Annotated in this window: 15 protein-coding genes; 11 read left to right on the forward strand and 4 right to left on the reverse strand. The window is 73.0% G+C overall.

What is annotated here, in order from left to right; translation table 11 throughout:
• The first annotated feature begins 4 nt into the window (after positions 1-4).
• The 9 genes from ACI780_RS02000 to ACI780_RS02040 all read left to right on the forward strand — a co-directional run bounded on the left by ACI780_RS02000 (position 5) and on the right by ACI780_RS02040 (position 8,863).
• Positions 5-1,153 (forward strand): zinc-dependent alcohol dehydrogenase, encoded by a 1,149-nt coding sequence (locus ACI780_RS02000; RefSeq protein ID WP_457000566.1) that lies wholly within the window; start codon positions 5-7, stop codon positions 1,151-1,153.
• 16 nt (positions 1,154-1,169) lie between these two features.
• Positions 1,170-1,772, forward strand: a complete 603-nt coding sequence (locus ACI780_RS02005) for a hypothetical protein (protein WP_456869787.1) — start codon at positions 1,170-1,172, stop codon at positions 1,770-1,772.
• Between the two features lie 123 nt (positions 1,773-1,895).
• The gene (locus tag ACI780_RS02010; protein ID WP_457000567.1) at positions 1,896-2,744 is read left to right on the forward strand and encodes an aldo/keto reductase; all 849 of its coding nucleotides are present in this window, start codon (positions 1,896-1,898) and stop codon (positions 2,742-2,744) included.
• 433 nt (positions 2,745-3,177) lie between these two features.
• Positions 3,178-4,131 carry a LysR family transcriptional regulator gene (locus ACI780_RS02015; protein WP_457000568.1) on the forward strand — a complete coding sequence of 318 codons (954 nt, stop codon included), beginning with the start codon at positions 3,178-3,180 and terminating at the stop codon, positions 4,129-4,131.
• 577 nt (positions 4,132-4,708) lie between these two features.
• On the forward strand, positions 4,709-5,863 hold the full coding sequence (locus ACI780_RS02020; protein ID WP_456869791.1) for a glutathione-independent formaldehyde dehydrogenase: 1,155 nt from the start codon (positions 4,709-4,711) through the stop codon (positions 5,861-5,863).
• Position 5,864: 1 nt separating this feature from the next.
• Positions 5,865-6,440, forward strand: coding sequence for a type 1 glutamine amidotransferase domain-containing protein (locus ACI780_RS02025; RefSeq protein WP_456869792.1), 576 nt, complete (start codon positions 5,865-5,867; stop codon positions 6,438-6,440).
• Complete coding sequence (locus ACI780_RS02030) at positions 6,437-6,925, forward strand: hypothetical protein (RefSeq protein WP_456869793.1); 489 nt, start codon at positions 6,437-6,439, stop codon at positions 6,923-6,925. The genes ACI780_RS02025 and ACI780_RS02030 overlap by 4 nt, the downstream gene beginning before the upstream one ends.
• Positions 6,922-8,097, forward strand: a complete 1,176-nt coding sequence (locus ACI780_RS02035; protein ID WP_456869794.1) for a zinc-dependent alcohol dehydrogenase — start codon at positions 6,922-6,924, stop codon at positions 8,095-8,097. The genes ACI780_RS02030 and ACI780_RS02035 overlap by 4 nt, the downstream gene beginning before the upstream one ends.
• A 91-nt stretch (positions 8,098-8,188) precedes the next feature.
• Complete coding sequence (locus tag ACI780_RS02040) at positions 8,189-8,863, forward strand: DUF1345 domain-containing protein (RefSeq protein WP_457000569.1); 675 nt, start codon at positions 8,189-8,191, stop codon at positions 8,861-8,863.
• 147 nt (positions 8,864-9,010) lie between these two features.
• Here the strand turns inward: ACI780_RS02040 and ACI780_RS02045 are convergent, their stop codons facing one another.
• The 4 genes from ACI780_RS02045 to ACI780_RS02060 all read right to left on the reverse strand — a co-directional run bounded on the left by ACI780_RS02045 (position 9,011) and on the right by ACI780_RS02060 (position 14,398).
• Positions 9,011-10,390: a DUF1254 domain-containing protein gene (locus tag ACI780_RS02045; RefSeq protein WP_457000570.1), complete on the reverse strand. Its 1,380-nt coding sequence runs from the start codon at positions 10,388-10,390 to the stop codon at positions 9,011-9,013.
• 60 nt (positions 10,391-10,450) lie between these two features.
• Positions 10,451-12,256 carry an alkyl/aryl-sulfatase gene (locus ACI780_RS02050; protein WP_457000571.1) on the reverse strand — a complete coding sequence of 602 codons (1,806 nt, stop codon included), beginning with the start codon at positions 12,254-12,256 and terminating at the stop codon, positions 10,451-10,453.
• A gap of 142 nt (positions 12,257-12,398) precedes the next feature.
• The gene (locus ACI780_RS02055; protein WP_457000572.1) at positions 12,399-13,235 is read right to left on the reverse strand and encodes a YhjD/YihY/BrkB family envelope integrity protein; all 837 of its coding nucleotides are present in this window, start codon (positions 13,233-13,235) and stop codon (positions 12,399-12,401) included.
• Complete coding sequence (locus ACI780_RS02060; RefSeq protein ID WP_457000573.1) at positions 13,232-14,398, reverse strand: AI-2E family transporter; 1,167 nt, start codon at positions 14,396-14,398, stop codon at positions 13,232-13,234. The genes ACI780_RS02055 and ACI780_RS02060 overlap by 4 nt, the downstream gene beginning before the upstream one ends.
• A gap of 169 nt (positions 14,399-14,567) precedes the next feature.
• On the opposite strand from ACI780_RS02060, the gene ACI780_RS02065 reads away from it, so the two are divergent.
• Positions 14,568-14,804, forward strand: coding sequence for a LapA family protein (locus ACI780_RS02065; RefSeq protein WP_457000574.1), 237 nt, complete (start codon positions 14,568-14,570; stop codon positions 14,802-14,804).
• Positions 14,805-14,878: 74 nt separating this feature from the next.
• Positions 14,879-15,091: a hypothetical protein gene (locus ACI780_RS02070; RefSeq protein ID WP_457000575.1), complete on the forward strand. Its 213-nt coding sequence runs from the start codon at positions 14,879-14,881 to the stop codon at positions 15,089-15,091.
• The last annotated feature ends 7 nt before the right edge of the window (positions 15,092-15,098 follow it).

Genomic DNA, 15,098 nt, shown 5'->3' on the forward strand with positions numbered 1-15,098 from the left:
TCCCATGCGAGCGATGGTCTACCGAGGTCCCTACAAGGTCAGGGCCGAGGAGAAGGAACGGCCTGCGATCGAGCACCCCAACGACGCGATCGTGCGGGTCACCCTGGCCGCCATCTGCGGCTCCGACCTGCACCTCTACCACGGCATGATGCCGGACACCCGGATCGGTCACACGTTCGGCCACGAGTTCATCGGCGTCGTCGACGAGGTGGGCTCCTCCGTGCAGAACCTGCAGGTCGGGGACCGGGTGATGGTGCCGTTCAACGTCTTCTGCGGCACCTGCTGGTACTGCGCCCGAGGCCTGTACTCCAACTGCCACAACGTCAACCCGAACGCCACCGCCGTCGGCGGCATCTACGGCTACTCCCACACGACCGGCGGGTACGACGGCGGCCAGGCCGAGTTCGTCCGGGTGCCCTTCGCAGACGTCGGCCCGTCCAAGATCCCGGACTGGATGGAGGACGAGGACGCGGTCCTGCTCACCGACGCCACGGCGACCGGCTACTTCGGGGCGCAGCTCGGCGACATCGTCGAGGGCGACGTCGTCGTCGTCTTCGGCGCCGGACCGGTCGGACTCGTGGCCGCGAAGTCGGCCTGGCTGATGGGCGCCGGCCGGGTCATCGTCATCGACCACCTGGACCACCGGCTGGAGAGGGCCCGCACCTTCGCCCACGCCGAGACCTACAACTTCACCGAGTACGGCGACATCGTCCTGGAGATGAAGAAGACGACCGACTGGCTCGGGGCCGACGTCGCCATCGACGCCGTGGGTGCGGAGGCCGACGGCAACTTCCTCCAGCACGTCACCTCGTCCAAGCTCAAGCTGCAGGGCGGCTCCCCGGTCGCGCTGAACTGGGCGATCGACTCCGTCCGCAAGGGCGCGACCATCTCGGTGATGGGCGCCTACGGCCCGCTGTTCAGCGCCGTCAAGTTCGGCGACGCGATGAACAAGGGCCTGACGATCCACACCAACCAGGCCCCGGTCAAGCGGCAGTGGCCGCGGCTGTTCGAGCACGTGCGCAACGGCTACCTCAAGCCCAGCGAGCTCGTCACCCACCGGGTGCCCCTCGAGCACATCGCCGAGGGCTACCACATCTTCTCGGCCAAGCTCGACGGGATCATCAAGCCCCTCGTCGTCCCGACCGCGGCGTGAGCGACAGGAGAACCCGATGACGTACACACCGCACAAGCCCCCGCTGGCCGAGTCGCCCGACGAGCTGAGGAAGCGCATCCCCGGCTGGGGCGTCGACCTCGACCCGAAGGACCGGCCGTCGGTGCCGAAGCTGCAGTTCCAGGAGGACTTCACCGGCGCGCACTGGGAGTTCCCGGAGCGGCAGCCCGAGAAGTACCCGCGGGAACGCTCCGTCGAGCACGGCATGCTCACCCCCGTCTTCGGCACCGCCCAGCCGCCGTCGGGCGTCGCCGGTGTCATCCGTCGCTACGCCTACACGTACAGCGAAGGCCGGACGGCGCACTGGCTGCTGCTCATCGCCGCCGACCGCGTGGACGCGTGGGAGCACCACCTGAAGTCGTTCCTCACGCTCCGCCCGGACAACCCGATCACCGAGACCGGGGTGAAGGCCGAGTTCACCCACCACGGCCTGAAGTCGCGGGTCGGGCAGCACCGCACCGACCTCAAGCACCAGGTGCTCGACCCGGTGATCGTCGGTGGCCCGTGGGTCGCCGCGGCGGGGGCGGTCTACGCCGGCGCCCGGAGCGTGTCGAGGTCGCTGGCGCGTGTCGGGTCCGACGGGCAGCGGCCGGTGCACTGAGCGGGTGCCCCACGGGCGGCAGGCCCTGCGGCCCTCGACTCCGCGGCCGCCGGGTCCGCCCCGTGTCACACGGGGCGGACCCGGCGGGGGCCGGGGCGTCCGCGAACTGCTCTGGAGGACCCCGTGACCACGTCCACGATCCGCACCGTGACCCTGCCCGACGGCACCGCCGCCCCGGCCCTCGGCATGGGCACCTGGTACCTCGGTGAGGACCCCGTCAGCACCGACAGCCAGCTGGACGCCCTGCGCGCCGGGATCGACCTCGGGCTGACGCTGGTGGACACCGCCGAGATGTACGGGGACGGCGCCGCCGAGGAACTCGTCGGCCGGGCGATCGTCGGCCGGCGCGACGACGTCTTCCTGGTCAGCAAGGTGCTGCCGCACCACGCCACGCGCCAGGGCACGGTGGACGCCTGCGAGCGGAGCCTGCGCCGACTGGGCACCGACCGCCTGGACCTGTACCTGCTGCACTGGCGCGGCCGGGTCCCGGTCGAGGAGACCGTCGCCGGGTTCGAGTCGCTGGTCTCCCGCGGGCTGATCCGCTCCTGGGGCGTGAGCAACCTCGACGTCCCCGACCTCGACCGGCTGGCGGGGCTCCCCGGCGGCAACCGCGTCCAGACCGACCAGGTGCTGTACAACCTCGCCCGGCGCGGCCCCGAGTACGACCTGATCCCCTGGTGCCGCGGCAGGCGCATGCCCCTGATGGCGTACTCGCCCGTCGACCACGGCAGGCTCCTCGAGCACCGGGCCGTCCGAGACCTGGCCGCGGACAAGGGGGTCACCCCGGCCCAGCTCGCCATCGCGTGGGTGCTGCGGCTGCCCGACGTGTTCGCCGTCGCCAAGGCCTCGACCCGCGCGCACGTCATCGAGAACCGCGCGGCGCTGGAGATCGGCTTCAGCCAGGCGGAGCTGGACCAGCTCGACCGGATCTTCCCGCCGCCGTCCGGCAAGGTGCCGCTCGACGTCCTGTAGGACCGGCCGACGAGCCGATCACGAGGGCCTGCCTCACGAGCCGCGGCCGGCGGGTTCCTCTCGCGAGCGCCCAGGGCCGACGGCCGGAGCCGCGCCACCGAGTTCCTTGCCCACCGTCGGATCAGCGTCGTCGGGCTGGGGCACCCGCGGGTCGTCCGGGAGCCGGGTGTCGACCTCGTCGGCGGCCGCGGCCGCTGGCGTGTCGTCCTGCGGAGGGAGGGTTCCGTCGTCCATGCCGTGGGGGTACCCCGAGCCGCCGTCGGAACCGGGGCCGCCGGCCGAGATCGGCAGCCCTGCCGATGGCCGTCGGTCGCCTGGCCTGGACCGTCCCGTGCTCTGGCCGTGAGTCCTCCGCCGAGGTCCAGCGCCGGCGACCCGCGCCCGTCCCCGTTCACGGCCTGCGGTCGGCACGGGGTCCGCAGTAGCGTGGGTCGTGGAGTTGCGCCAGCTCAGGTACTTCCTGGCGGTGGCCGAGGAGGGGCGCTTCAGCCGTGCGGCCAAGCGGCTGCACATCGCCGCACCCTCCCTCTCCCAGCAGATCCAGGCCCTGGAGCGCGAACTGCGTGCGTCCCTCTTCGAGCGCACGCCGCAGCGCGTCGAGCTCACGATCGCCGGGCAGGCTCTGCTCGAGCGGGCGAGGGTGGTCCTCGCCGAGGTGGAGCGGGCGCGGGCGGACGTGCGCGCCGCCGGAACGGGCCGCCAGCGGCTGACCCTCCGGGTGGCCAACATGGCCGACCTGGTCCTGGACGGTCCGTTGAGGAGCCTGGGCCGGGGCATCGACGGGGTCGAGGTCTCGGTGAGCTCCAGCCGGGGGGACGACGCGCTGGAGGCCGTCCGTCAGGGCCGGGCCGACGCGGCGGTCGTCTGGAGCCGGGCACCGTTCGACCGCGATCTCGACGGCGTCGTCCTCGGCTCGGTGCTGTTCGGCGTGGTCGTCCCGCTCGGGCACCGGACGGCCGACTCCGAGACGGTGTCGGTTGCCTCCCTCGCCGACGAGGTGCTGGTCATGTTCCCGCGGGAACCGTTCGCCGGGATCTGGGACCGCACGGTGGACCACTTCTTCCCGGACGGCGCAGGCTCGCGGCAGGTCGTCGTCGAACCGAACCTGCTCAACAGTCCCGAGGCAGTGCTCCGCGCGGTCGCGGCAGGCGTCGGCATCGCCGCCGGCATCCTGGGCTCCGTCGATCTCTCAGGTGTCGACGGGCTCGCGGTCCGGCGTCTGGACCCCGACCTGCGACTCGACCTGGAGGTCGTGTGGCGTGCGCCCGCCGGGCAGTCCGTCCGCAGCCTCGTCGACTGCCTGCGGCAGTCGGCCCGGGATCCCGGTACCGCCATCGAGGCAGCCGGGCACCTCGGTGGCGGTACCGGGACGTCGCTCACGGTGTGAGGACCACCTTCTCGCAGCGCTCCTGCTCGTGAGCTCGGTCCCGCGGCAGCCGCGCGGGCAGTCGAAGTGGTCAGACGAGCCCCTCGTTGTGGGGCTCGATGCTGGCCGAGGGATCCACCCCCTGGTCTGCGTCCGGCTGAACCGGACCCTCGCCCGGCTCGGAACCGGAGCCGGCGGCGGTGTTCCGGGAGGACCGCTCCGGGTCGGTCACGTCGGTGGTCGTCGGCGCCTGACCGATGCGCTTGGCGGCATCCCCGGTCCCGGTCTCCTCGAGCTCTGACTCGCTCACCACTCCTCCATCCAGGTCGTGCGCTGCGGGCGCTCACGCGGTCGGGCTGCGGGAGGACGCCGGTCGGTGCTCCCACCGTGGGACATGCCGCCGCGGGAGGCCATCGGCAGACCTGCCGATGTGCGTCGTCCGGGTACCGGTGCGCGAGCCGGGGAGGCCTGGCGGTGCGCCCCCAGGGGGACGTCGGCCGGGATCGGCATGTCTGCCGATTCCGGGCGCCCCGCCGCGCCGGGTGCAATCGAGGTCCCGACCCCAGCCGGGACGGGACCACCCCGACGAGGAGGCAGCGTGAAGGCAGTCGTGTACGACGGACCCCGCCAGGTCAGTGTCAAGGACGTACCGGACGCGCGGATCGAGCGGCCGACCGACGTCCTGGTGCGGATCACCTCGGCGAACATCTGCGGCTCGGACCTGCACATGTACGAGGGCCGGACCGACTTCGAGACCGGCCGCTGGTTCGGGCACGAGAACCTGGGCCAGGTGGTCGAGGTCGGCGACGGGGTCGACAAGGTGCGGGTGGGGGACTGGGTCGTCCTGCCGTTCAACATCTCGTGCGGGCACTGCAAGAACTGCGAGCAGCAGCTGACGAACTACTGCCTGACCGCGCAGCCGGAGCCGAAGATGGCCGGCGCGGCCTACGGCTTCGCCGACATGGGCCCCTGGGCCGGTGGGCAGGCGGAGCTGCTGCGCGTGCCCTGGGGTGACTTCAACTGCCTGCGGCTGGGTGAGGACGCCGAGGAGCGTCAGACCGACTACGTGATGCTCGCCGACATCTTCCCGACCGGCTACCACGCCACCGAGCTGGCCGGCGTGAAGCCCGGCGACCAGACGGTCGTCTACGGCGCCGGCCCGGTCGGGCTGATGGCCGCCCTCTCGGCCACCATCCGCGGGGCCGGCAAGGTGATGGTCGTCGACCGGCACCCCGACCGGCTCAAGCTGGCCGAGTCGATCGGCGCGATCGCCATCGACGACTCGAAGGTCGACCCCGTGCAGGCGGTCCTCGACCAGACGATGGGCCTCGGCGCCGACAACGGCTGCGAGTGCGTCGGCTACCAGGCGCACGAGCCCGACGGGCAGGAGCAGGCCAACCTGACGATGAACCGGCTGGTCGCCTCGGTGCGCTTCACCGGGAAGATCGGCAACGTCGGCGTCTTCGTGCCCCAGGACCCCGGCGCCAGCGACGAGCTGGCCAAGCAGGGCAAGCTCGCCTTCGACTACGGCATGTTCTGGTTCAAGGGCCAGCACATCGGCAGCGGCCAGGCGCCGGTCAAGAAGTACAACCGGCAGCTGCGCGACCTCATCGCCGGGGGCAAGGCCGAGCCGTCGTTCATCGTGAGCCACGAGCTGCCCCTCGACCGCGCGCCGGAGGCCTACGAGCACTTCGACGCCCGCGACGAGGGCTGGACCAAGGTCGTCCTGCACCCGGCGATGGCAGGGAGCTGACGTGGCCGCGGAGCTGAACGGACGACGGGTCGCGATCCTCGCGGCCGACGGGGTGGAGCGCGTCGAGCTCGAGCAGCCGCGCCGGGCCCTGGACGACGCGGGCGCGCGGACCGACGTGCTGTCGATCCACGACGGCGAGATCGCGGCACGGAACAACGACCTGGAGGACGCCGGCACCTTCGGCGTCGACCGGCTGGTCGGCGCGGCGTCGGTCGACGAGTACGACGCGCTGCTGCTGCCGGGCGGGACGGTGAACCCGGACCAGCTGCGGATGCAACCCGCCGCGGTGCAGTTCGTCCGCGACTTCGTCCAGTCGGGCAAGCCCGTCGCCTCGATCTGCCACGGCCCGTGGAACTTCGTCGAGGCCGACGTCGCGCGAGGACGGCGGCTGACCTCGTTCCCCAGCATCCGCACCGACCTGCGCAACGCCGGGGCCGAGGTGGTCGACGAGCAGGTCGTCACCGACGGCAACATCACCACGAGCCGGTCGCCGGACGACCTGCCGGCCTTCTGCGAGCGCATCGTGCAGGAGTTCGCGCGGGTCCCCCAGACCGCGTCGGCCGGGGGTGGGGCATGACCTCCGCGATCGGCAACGTCGCGTCGCTGGCCGCCCGGGCGGGCGGCACCGTCGTCCGCCAGGTCCTCTCGGTCTTCGAGCACGGCAGTGGCCCCGGTGCGGCGGGCGCTCCGGCGTCCGGGTGGTTGGCGGTGAGCATCAACCGCGAGCCGGCGGAGATCGACGCCACCTCGCTGCCGGCACCGCTGGCCGCGTACGGCGACCGCGTCGAGACGCGGATCCGCCCCGCGGCGGACGGCAAGGGCACCGAGCTGGCCGTACGGCTGACCCAGCGCTCCTCGGGCAACGCCTCCGGTCCGGCACGGCTCATGGGCAGCGACCCGCAGGGCGACCTGCGGTCCGCGCTGCGCAAGGCCAAGCAACTGATCGAGGTGGGCGAGGTGCTCGTGGTGGATCCCGCCCCACACGGCAGGCGGAGCGCCACGCCCGCCGGCGCGGCGCTGGAGGCGGTCGCGAAGCGATCGCCCAAGGGAGGCGTGCTGTGAAGGCGGTGACCTGGCGGGGCGTCAACGAGATCGGCGTGGAGGATGTCCCGGAGCCGAAGATCCTCAACGACCACGACATCATCCTCGAGGTCGGCCTGTCGGTGACCTGCGGCTCGGACCTGCACCTGCTCGGCGGCTACATCCCCGCGATGCGTGCCGGTGACGTGCTCGGCCACGAGTTCATGGGCACGGTGGCCGAGGTCGGCAAGAGCGTCACCAGACACCGGGTCGGCGACCGGGTGGTGGTGGTCTCGTTCATCGGCTGCGGGCAGTGCTGGTACTGCGAGAACGAGCTGTGGTCGCTGTGCGACAACGGCAACCCCAACCCGGGGATCACCGAGTCGCTCTGGGGCCAGTCCATCGGCGGCTGCTTCGGCTACTCCCACGCGATGGGCGGCTGGGCGGGCAGCCACGCCCGCTACATCCGGGTGCCCTACGCCGACCAGGGCGCCTTCACGATCCCCGACGGCGTCTCCGACGAGCGTGCCCTGTTCGCCTCCGACGCGGCCCCCACCGGCTGGACCGGGGCGCACCAGGCGGAGGTGAAGGCCGGTGACGTCGTCGCGGTGTGGGGCGCCGGCGGCGTGGGGCAGATGGCCGCGCGCAAGGCGGTGCTCATGGGCGCCGAGCGGGTCGTCGTCATCGACCGGTTCGACAACCGGCTGGAGCAGGTCCGCACGCACATCGGGGCGGAGACCCTCGACTACGAGCAGGTCGACGTCCCCGCGGAACTGCGGGAGATGTCCGGCGGGCGCGGTCCGGACGTCTGCATCGAGGCGGTGGGCATGGAGGCGCACAGCCCTGGCCCGCAATACCTCTACGACCAGGTCAAGCAGCAGTTGCGGCTGCAGTCGGACCGGCCGACCGCCCTCCGGGAGGCCATCTACGCCTGCCGCAAGGGCGGGACGGTGTTCGCGCTGGGCGTGTTCGGCGGCGTGGTGGACAAGTTCCCGATGGGGGCGGTGATGAACAAGGCGCTGACCCTCCGCGGCGCCCAGCAGCACGGGCACCGCTACGTCCCGGAGATCCTCGACCTGATGAGCCGGGACGAGGTGAAGACCGAGCACCTGGCGACCCACGTGATGTCCCTGGACCAGGGGCCACGCGGGTACGAGATGTTCAAGAACAAGGAGGACGGGTGCGTCCGTGCCGTCTTCCGTCCGGGTGGCTGAAGCGCCGACGGGCGGCCCACCGCACGGCCCGGGGACGAGCCGTACGGTGGGCCGGCGCCGGGCCCCCACCGGTCCGGTGCGGGGCGGCCCGGTGAGCGCCGCACCCCGCACGACGGCGGTGGAGACGGGCCCACGGGCGACGATCCTGTCGTGGCGGCGCCTGCTGATCTGTCTCGGCGGCGGCCTCGTCGCGGGCGGACTGGCCGTGGTCGCCGGTGTGCCCGAGCTCGCGGTCCTCGTCGGCTGGGCCCTCACCGCCGGCGGCCTGCTGTTCTTGGTGTGGCGGATCAGCTGGCCGCGCGACGCGGAGGGGACCAAACGGCTGGCCGAGGAGGAGGGGCAGACCCGGGTCACGGACGCGGCCGTGCTGGGTGCGGCGGTGGCCAGCCTCGCCGCCGTCGTGGAGGCCCTCGTCCGGTCCGGCTCCGGGGACGCCGTCGGAGTCGCCACCGTGGTGCTCGGCATCCTCGTGGTGATCCTGTCGTGGGCGCTGGTCAACACGGTCTTCGCCCTCAAGTTCGCGCGCCACTACTACTCCGGGGACGACAGCGGCATCGACTTCGGCCAGCGGGAGCTGCCTGCCTACAGCGACTTCGCCTACGTCGCGTTCACCATCGGGATGAGCTTCGCGGTGCCGGACACCCAGGTCGAGGACACGTCGATCCGCAAGGTCGCCCTCGGGCACGCTCTGCTGTCCTACCTGTTCGGCACCGTGGTGATCGCCGTGGCGGTGAACCTGGTGACGAACCTGGGGCAGCAGGGATAGCGCCGGGGTGACGTCCCGGGAGGTCGACACCCTCGGGCGCGTCGACGTCTGCGGCCCGTGACCCGGGGAGGAGGTTCGGCGGACCGGGCCCCGGGCCGGTGCACGCCACCTCGCCCCTCGTGCGCGAGGCGGCCATGGACGGCCGCGTCAGGCGGTCTGCTCCGGGTCCGGCAGCCGCCAGGAGCCGTCGAAGGCGGCCTGACGCGGGCCGTAGAGCCGGACGTAGGAGAACCAGCCGGCACCCGGGACGGTCCTGATCCAGCGGCCGCCCACACCCGGGTCCTCCGGGCCGAACCACAGCTCCACCGGCGCGGCCGGGTCCTCGCCGGCCAGCTCGAACAGCGACCGGATGGCCGCGCGGCCCTGCGGGGTGGTGATCTGGCTGCGCGTGCGGGCGTCGTAGACGGTCAACGACCAGAACAGCTCCGCCGGCACCGGCTGGGGCACCACGAGACGGTAGGTGCGCCTGCCGTCGAGCCAGTTCCCGGCCGCGTCCCGGGTGCCCAGCCAGTAGAGGGAGCCGGCACCGGCCTCCCGCCGCATCATCGCCGGCGAGACGCCGATGGCCTGGAAGAACCACTTCTCGCGGGCGTCGCTGTCCAGCACCCCGTCCCGTCGGAACTCGGGGTCCTGCTCGAGGGTGGCCCACTCCCAGTGCGTGCCGGGCCAGGCGATGCGGTCGGGACGCCGGTCGGCCAGCGACTGCACGCGCAGTTGTCCGCTCGCCGTGCGTGCCGCGAGCTCGAGGATCCTCGTCGTGCGCTCGTCGGGGGCGAAGGGACGGCCCCGGACGATGCCCAGGGCCGCGAGCTCGCCGTACATCGCCTCCCAGCCCGGCGTGGGCGGCTCGGTGTCGAGGACCTCGTGCAGGACGCGCCAGTACTCCAGGCTCTCCTCCCAGCGGAACGGGGTGGTGTCCTGCGGCTTGCTCGAGACGTCGACCCAGGACGCCGGACCTCGACCGTCGGAGACGAGAGGGCGCACCTTCACGCGGGTGAGCAGGTCCATCGCCGCGCCCAGGTCGCCTCCCTGCGGGATGGCCCGCAGCCCGCCGATGACGCGGTGGGTCCCCGAGCGGGCGACGTGGTGGCCGTCCGGGACCGTGCCGTCCCAGTCGGGTGGCAGCAGGAGGTGGGATCCGCCGCGCCCACCGTCCGGGCCGGCCAGGCCCATGTCCGCCAGCCACCGCTGGTTCACGTCGAGCGCCACGCCGACCAGCGGGCCCGGTGGCAGCTCGACCACGACGGGCCCCTCGTGCAGGTCGAGCACGAGCGGTCCGTACGGGGTGTCCGAGTTGAGGGTCAGGCCCACCTGCTCGGGGCGGGTCTCCATGGCGCCGAAGACCTGGTTGGGGACGGCGCCCGCGGCCAGGTTGCCCTGGTAGATCGCCGCTCCGGACACCGTGGGGAAGAAGAACCGGTACGTCGTGACCGCCCGGCCGAGGTCGGCGTCGTCGTAGGCGCGCTGCACCGTCTGCGGGGTGGGGTAGCCGCCCTCGAAGGTGTACGGGGCGGGAGACGTCTCCATCAGGGTCCTCCTCGGGGCCAGGGGGGCGGGTCGCGTCCGGCAGTGCAGGTGGGGGCGGTGCTACGGCGTGACGATGGGGAACGCCTCGTCCGCGGTCTCCAGCAGGCCCATGAGCCGGGTCAGCGCCGTCGGGTCCCCGTCGTGGTCGAGGCCGTCGAGTCCGCGCCCAGCGAGGAGACCCAGGAGGTCCTGCTCGGTCAGGGTGACGGTCAGGTCGGGCGTCGCCGCCCGACGCGGGTTCTCGGTCTGGATCAGCGCACCGTTGGACAGGGCGGTCCGGAGGGTGGTGCCGCTGTCGGTGAAGCGCCAGTCGATGACGAGCGACTCGGCGGCGGCACGCGGGCCGTCGAGCCGGATGGCCAGGGTGTCGAACAGCTGCTCCACGGTGAGGGCCGCGGCCATGCCCCCGGCCATGGTGAGCGGGGGCGGCTTGACCCCGTTGCGCAGCTCGTGGGCGCCGGTCAGGTAGAAGCCGCGCCACGTGGCGTTCTCGCAGCCGTAGCCGAGCCGCTCGTAGACGCCGGCGAGGGCCTCCTTCGCCTCGCCGTCGTCGGGGTCGGCGAAGACGGCGTGCTTCAGGAGCTCGGCGGCGAAGCGCAGGTCGCCGACGCCGGTGTACCGCCGGGCCTTCTCCAGCACGGCGTCCCGGCCGCCGATCACGTCGACGTACCGGGTCGCCGCCGCCTCCGGCGGGTGCGGCCACAGCGAGGACGGGTGGCCGTCGAACCAGCCCAGGTACCGCTGGTAGACGGCCTTCACGTTGTGGCTGACCGACCCGTAGTAGCCGCGGGCGTGCCAGGCGGACTCCAGCCCCGGGGGGAGCTCCATCTGCTCGGCGATCTCGAGGCCGGTGAGGCCGTTGTTCAGCATCCGCAGCGTCTGGTCGTGCAGGTAGGCGTACAGGTCGCGCTGCTCGGTGAGGAAGGCGACGACGTCGTCGGTCCCCCAGGTGGGCCAGTGGTGCGAGGCGAACGCCACGTCGGTGTCGGCGCCGAACAGCTCGATCGCCTCGTCGAGGTGGCGCGACCAGGCGCGCGGGTCCCGGACCAGCGCGCCGCGGAGGGTCAGCAGGTTGTGCAGGTTGTGCGTGGCGTTCTCGGCCATGCACAGCGCCCGGTGGTCCGGGAAGTGGAAGTTCATCTCGGCCGGGGCCTCGGTGCCCGGGGTCAGCTGGAAGACCATCCGCACCCCGTCGACGATCTCCTCCTGCCCGGTGCGGCTGACGTCGACGGTCGGCGCGAGCAGGCCCGCCGAGCCCGTCGAGCCGCCGATGCCGAGGCCCGTGCCCACCTGCCCGGTCGGGCCGGGGCCGAGGAGCATCCCGTACATGTAGGTCCCGCGCCGGATCATCGCGCCGCCGGCGTAGACGTTCTCCGACACCGCGTGCTCCAGGAAGCCGGCGGGAGCGAGGATCGGCACGTCCCCGGCTCCGTCGGGCAGGACGCCCAGCACGCCGCCGAAGTGGTCGCCGTGGGAGTGGGTGTAGACCACCCCGGTGACCGGCCGGTCGCCGCGGTTGCGCCGGTACAGCGCGAGGGCGGCTGCGGCGGTCTCCGCCGAGACGAGCGGGTCGATGACGACCACCCCGGTGTCGCCCTCGACGAGGGTCGTGTTCGAGAGGTCGAGGCCGCGCACCTGGTAGATCCCGTCGGTCACCTCGAACAGGCCGTGGATGCGCAACAGCTGGGCCTGCCGCCAGAGGCTCGGGTGCACCGTGTCCGGGCACTCGCCGTCCAGGAAGGCGTACTGCTCCAGGTCCCAGACCGTGCGGCCGTCGGCGGCCGTGACGCGACAGGGCTCGAGTCGGTCGACCAGGCCGCGTCCGGCGTTCTCGAAGTCGGTCCGGTCGGTGTAGTCGAGCGGCATGGTGATCCCCTTCGGTGGTGGCCGAGCTCGGCGCGACGCCGGTCGCGACGATCCGGGAGCGGCTGCTGCCGACACATCACCTGTCACGGACGAAGTGGACGCCGGGCGCACCCGGACGTGCCGGGGACCCGCACGGTGTCCCTCAGGGGGCGGGGTCGGACCCGGGCGCAGCCGCCGGTGCCGCGCGTGCGTGCCACAGCTCGGCGCTCACCACGGCTGCGCAGACCAGGAGCAGGGCGATCAGGATGAGCCAGCTGATCAGCACCACGACGATCCCGACGAGCCCGTAGGACCCGGCCTGGGAGATGAACGCCCGCGGGAGCCACACCTCGGAGACGACCCACACCGCGGCCGTGCCGGCACCGGCCACGACCGCCCCGGGCAGGAACGGCTGCCAGGGGAGGGACCAGCCCAGCAGCAACCGGATGGCCACGAGCCAGAGGACGCCGGAGAGGAACGCCCGGGCGACGAAGGCCACCGGACCGGCGCCCTGGAAGCCCTCCACCAGGGCGGTCACCCCGAGACCGGCGACGACGACCGCGGCGACCGCCAGGGCGCCGCCGACGCCACCGACCCACCCGCGCCACCCCGGCGACCGCGGCACCCGCCAGGCCGCCCGGAAGGCCCGTTGCAGCGCGCGGGTGAAGCCGACGCCGGACACCACGAGCAGGCAGATCCCCCACGCGGTGACGCCCGTGTCGGCCGGAGGCCGCAGCGCCTCGCGCACGAGGTCCGCGGTGTCGCCCGACAGCCCGAAGCGCGCGACGACCCGGTCGGCGAGGGCGCTCCCGGTCCCGCCGGACAGCGACGACACCACCACCATCGTGGGCACGGTGGCGACGAACGCCTGCGCCGCCAGGCCCAGGGCGCGGTCGTACCCAGTGATGTCGACGAACCGCAGCGCGCACCGCCAGACCAGGGTGGAGGACAGGCGGGCGCGCCAGGCCCCGACCCGGGCAGCGGGGGAGCGGACCGTCACGACGCGCCACGGGGGGCGTCCTCGGCGGCCGGCCGGGCCTGCTCCGCCACGACCGGTGCCCGCTGCGCCGGCGTCGCGACGGCCGCCCCGGGGCGGCGCCGGGCCTGCCGTCCCGGCTTCGGCGGCGGGCTGGACACCAGCGTCCGCGCCCACTCCCGTCCGGGGTCGGCGTCGAGCAGCACCGCCTTCACGAGCAGGCTGAGCGGCAGGGCCAGCAGCGCTCCCAGCGGGCCGAGGATCCAGGTCCAGGCCACCAGGGAGAGGAACGTGACGGTCACCGACAGCCCCACGGCGTCACCCACCACCGCCGGCTGGATGATCGACTGGATCACGACGTTGGCGACGCAGTAGACGGCCACCACGACGATCGCCAGGCCGGGTCCGTCCACCAACAGGGCCAGCAGAGCCGGGGGGGCCAGCCCGATGAGGAACCCGATGTTCGGCACGTAGTTGGTGATCCAGGACAGCAGCCCCCAGAGGATCGGCAGGGGGATGCCCAGGACGAACAGCGCGACGGTGTCGATGACGGCCACGACCAGGCCGAACACGGTCGAGACCACCAGGTAGCTCCGGGTGCGCTCGGCGAAGCCGCCCAGGGCGGCGGTCAGGGCCGGTGAGCTCCCGGGGACCGACCGCAGGCGGTCGGGGAGCCCGCTCGCGTCGACCCCCATGAACAGGACCGTGGCGAGGACGAACAGCAGGTTGCTGATCGCACCGAGGAGTCCCGCCACCAGATCGCCGGCGAAGCCCACGACGGCCCCTGCGTCGATCCCCTCCAGTGCCCGTGCGACCTCGTCCCGGCCGACGCCGACCGACGCCAGCAGGGACCCGACGTCGTCGACCAGGCCGTCGATCTGCTCCTGGTAGCCGGGGAGGAGCGTGGCCAGCCGGGCGACCGACAGCGCCAGGCCCAGGACGAGGCCGAGGACGACGGCGTAGAGCACGAGCAGGGCGAGGCTGAGCGCCAGCCAGTTCGGCGTCCCGTGCCGGCGGGCCCAGGTGAGGACCGGGTGGACGGCGATGACGAGCACCAGGGCGAGGAAGACCGGCGCGATGATGTCGGCCGCGCTGCGCAGCCCGGCCACCGCGATGACCGTGGCGGCCACGCCGAACAGGACGACGAGCCAGCGGGGCAGGGCACGGTCGACACCGGTGTCGGTCACCGGTGCAGCGTGCGGCCGGCACCCGGCCGGCACGTCGCCCCCAGCAGGTGAGCGGTGCGCCGTGGGCGCCGGTCATCCGCACCAGGTGATCCGCGCCCGGCTCGGGGCGGGCCAGCGTGGCCCGGCAGGGTCCACCACACGAGCGGACCCCCGAGCGTGGAGGACTGCCATGGCCGACGGGCCCGCGACCTCGTCCCCGAAGAGCCCGACCCCGGTGTCCGTCCGTCCGGGTCAGGTCGTCGCGCTGGTCCTGGCCGTCGTCGCGGTGGTGTTCATCGCGCAGAACCGGGAGCGGGTGACGATCAACCTGTTCACGGTCGACGTGTCGGCGCCGGTGTGGCTCATCCTGACGATCATGGTCCTGCTCGGGATGGCCGTCGGGGCGCTCCTGCGGTGGCGCCGCTGACCGGAGGCTCACCACGGCGGGATGAGGTCCGCCGGGCCCGGCGCGGCGCAGCATCGGCCTGACCAGGAAGGCAGGTGGTCGAGACCATGCGGTACGAGTTCCTCATCCCCGGCCGGCCCTCGGAGTCCGTCGCCGCAGCCTTCCCCGAGCTGCTGGTGGGCGTGGGTGCGACAGGGGGGACGGTCCTCTTCGGACCGGTCAAGGACGGCGCGCACCTGCACGGCCTGCTCGACCGGTTCCAGCACCTCGGCCTCACCATCGTCGAGCTCCGGCAGCTGCCCGACTGATCCTGGC

The sequence above is a fragment of the Geodermatophilus sp. SYSU D00814 genome, from assembly GCF_054050055.1.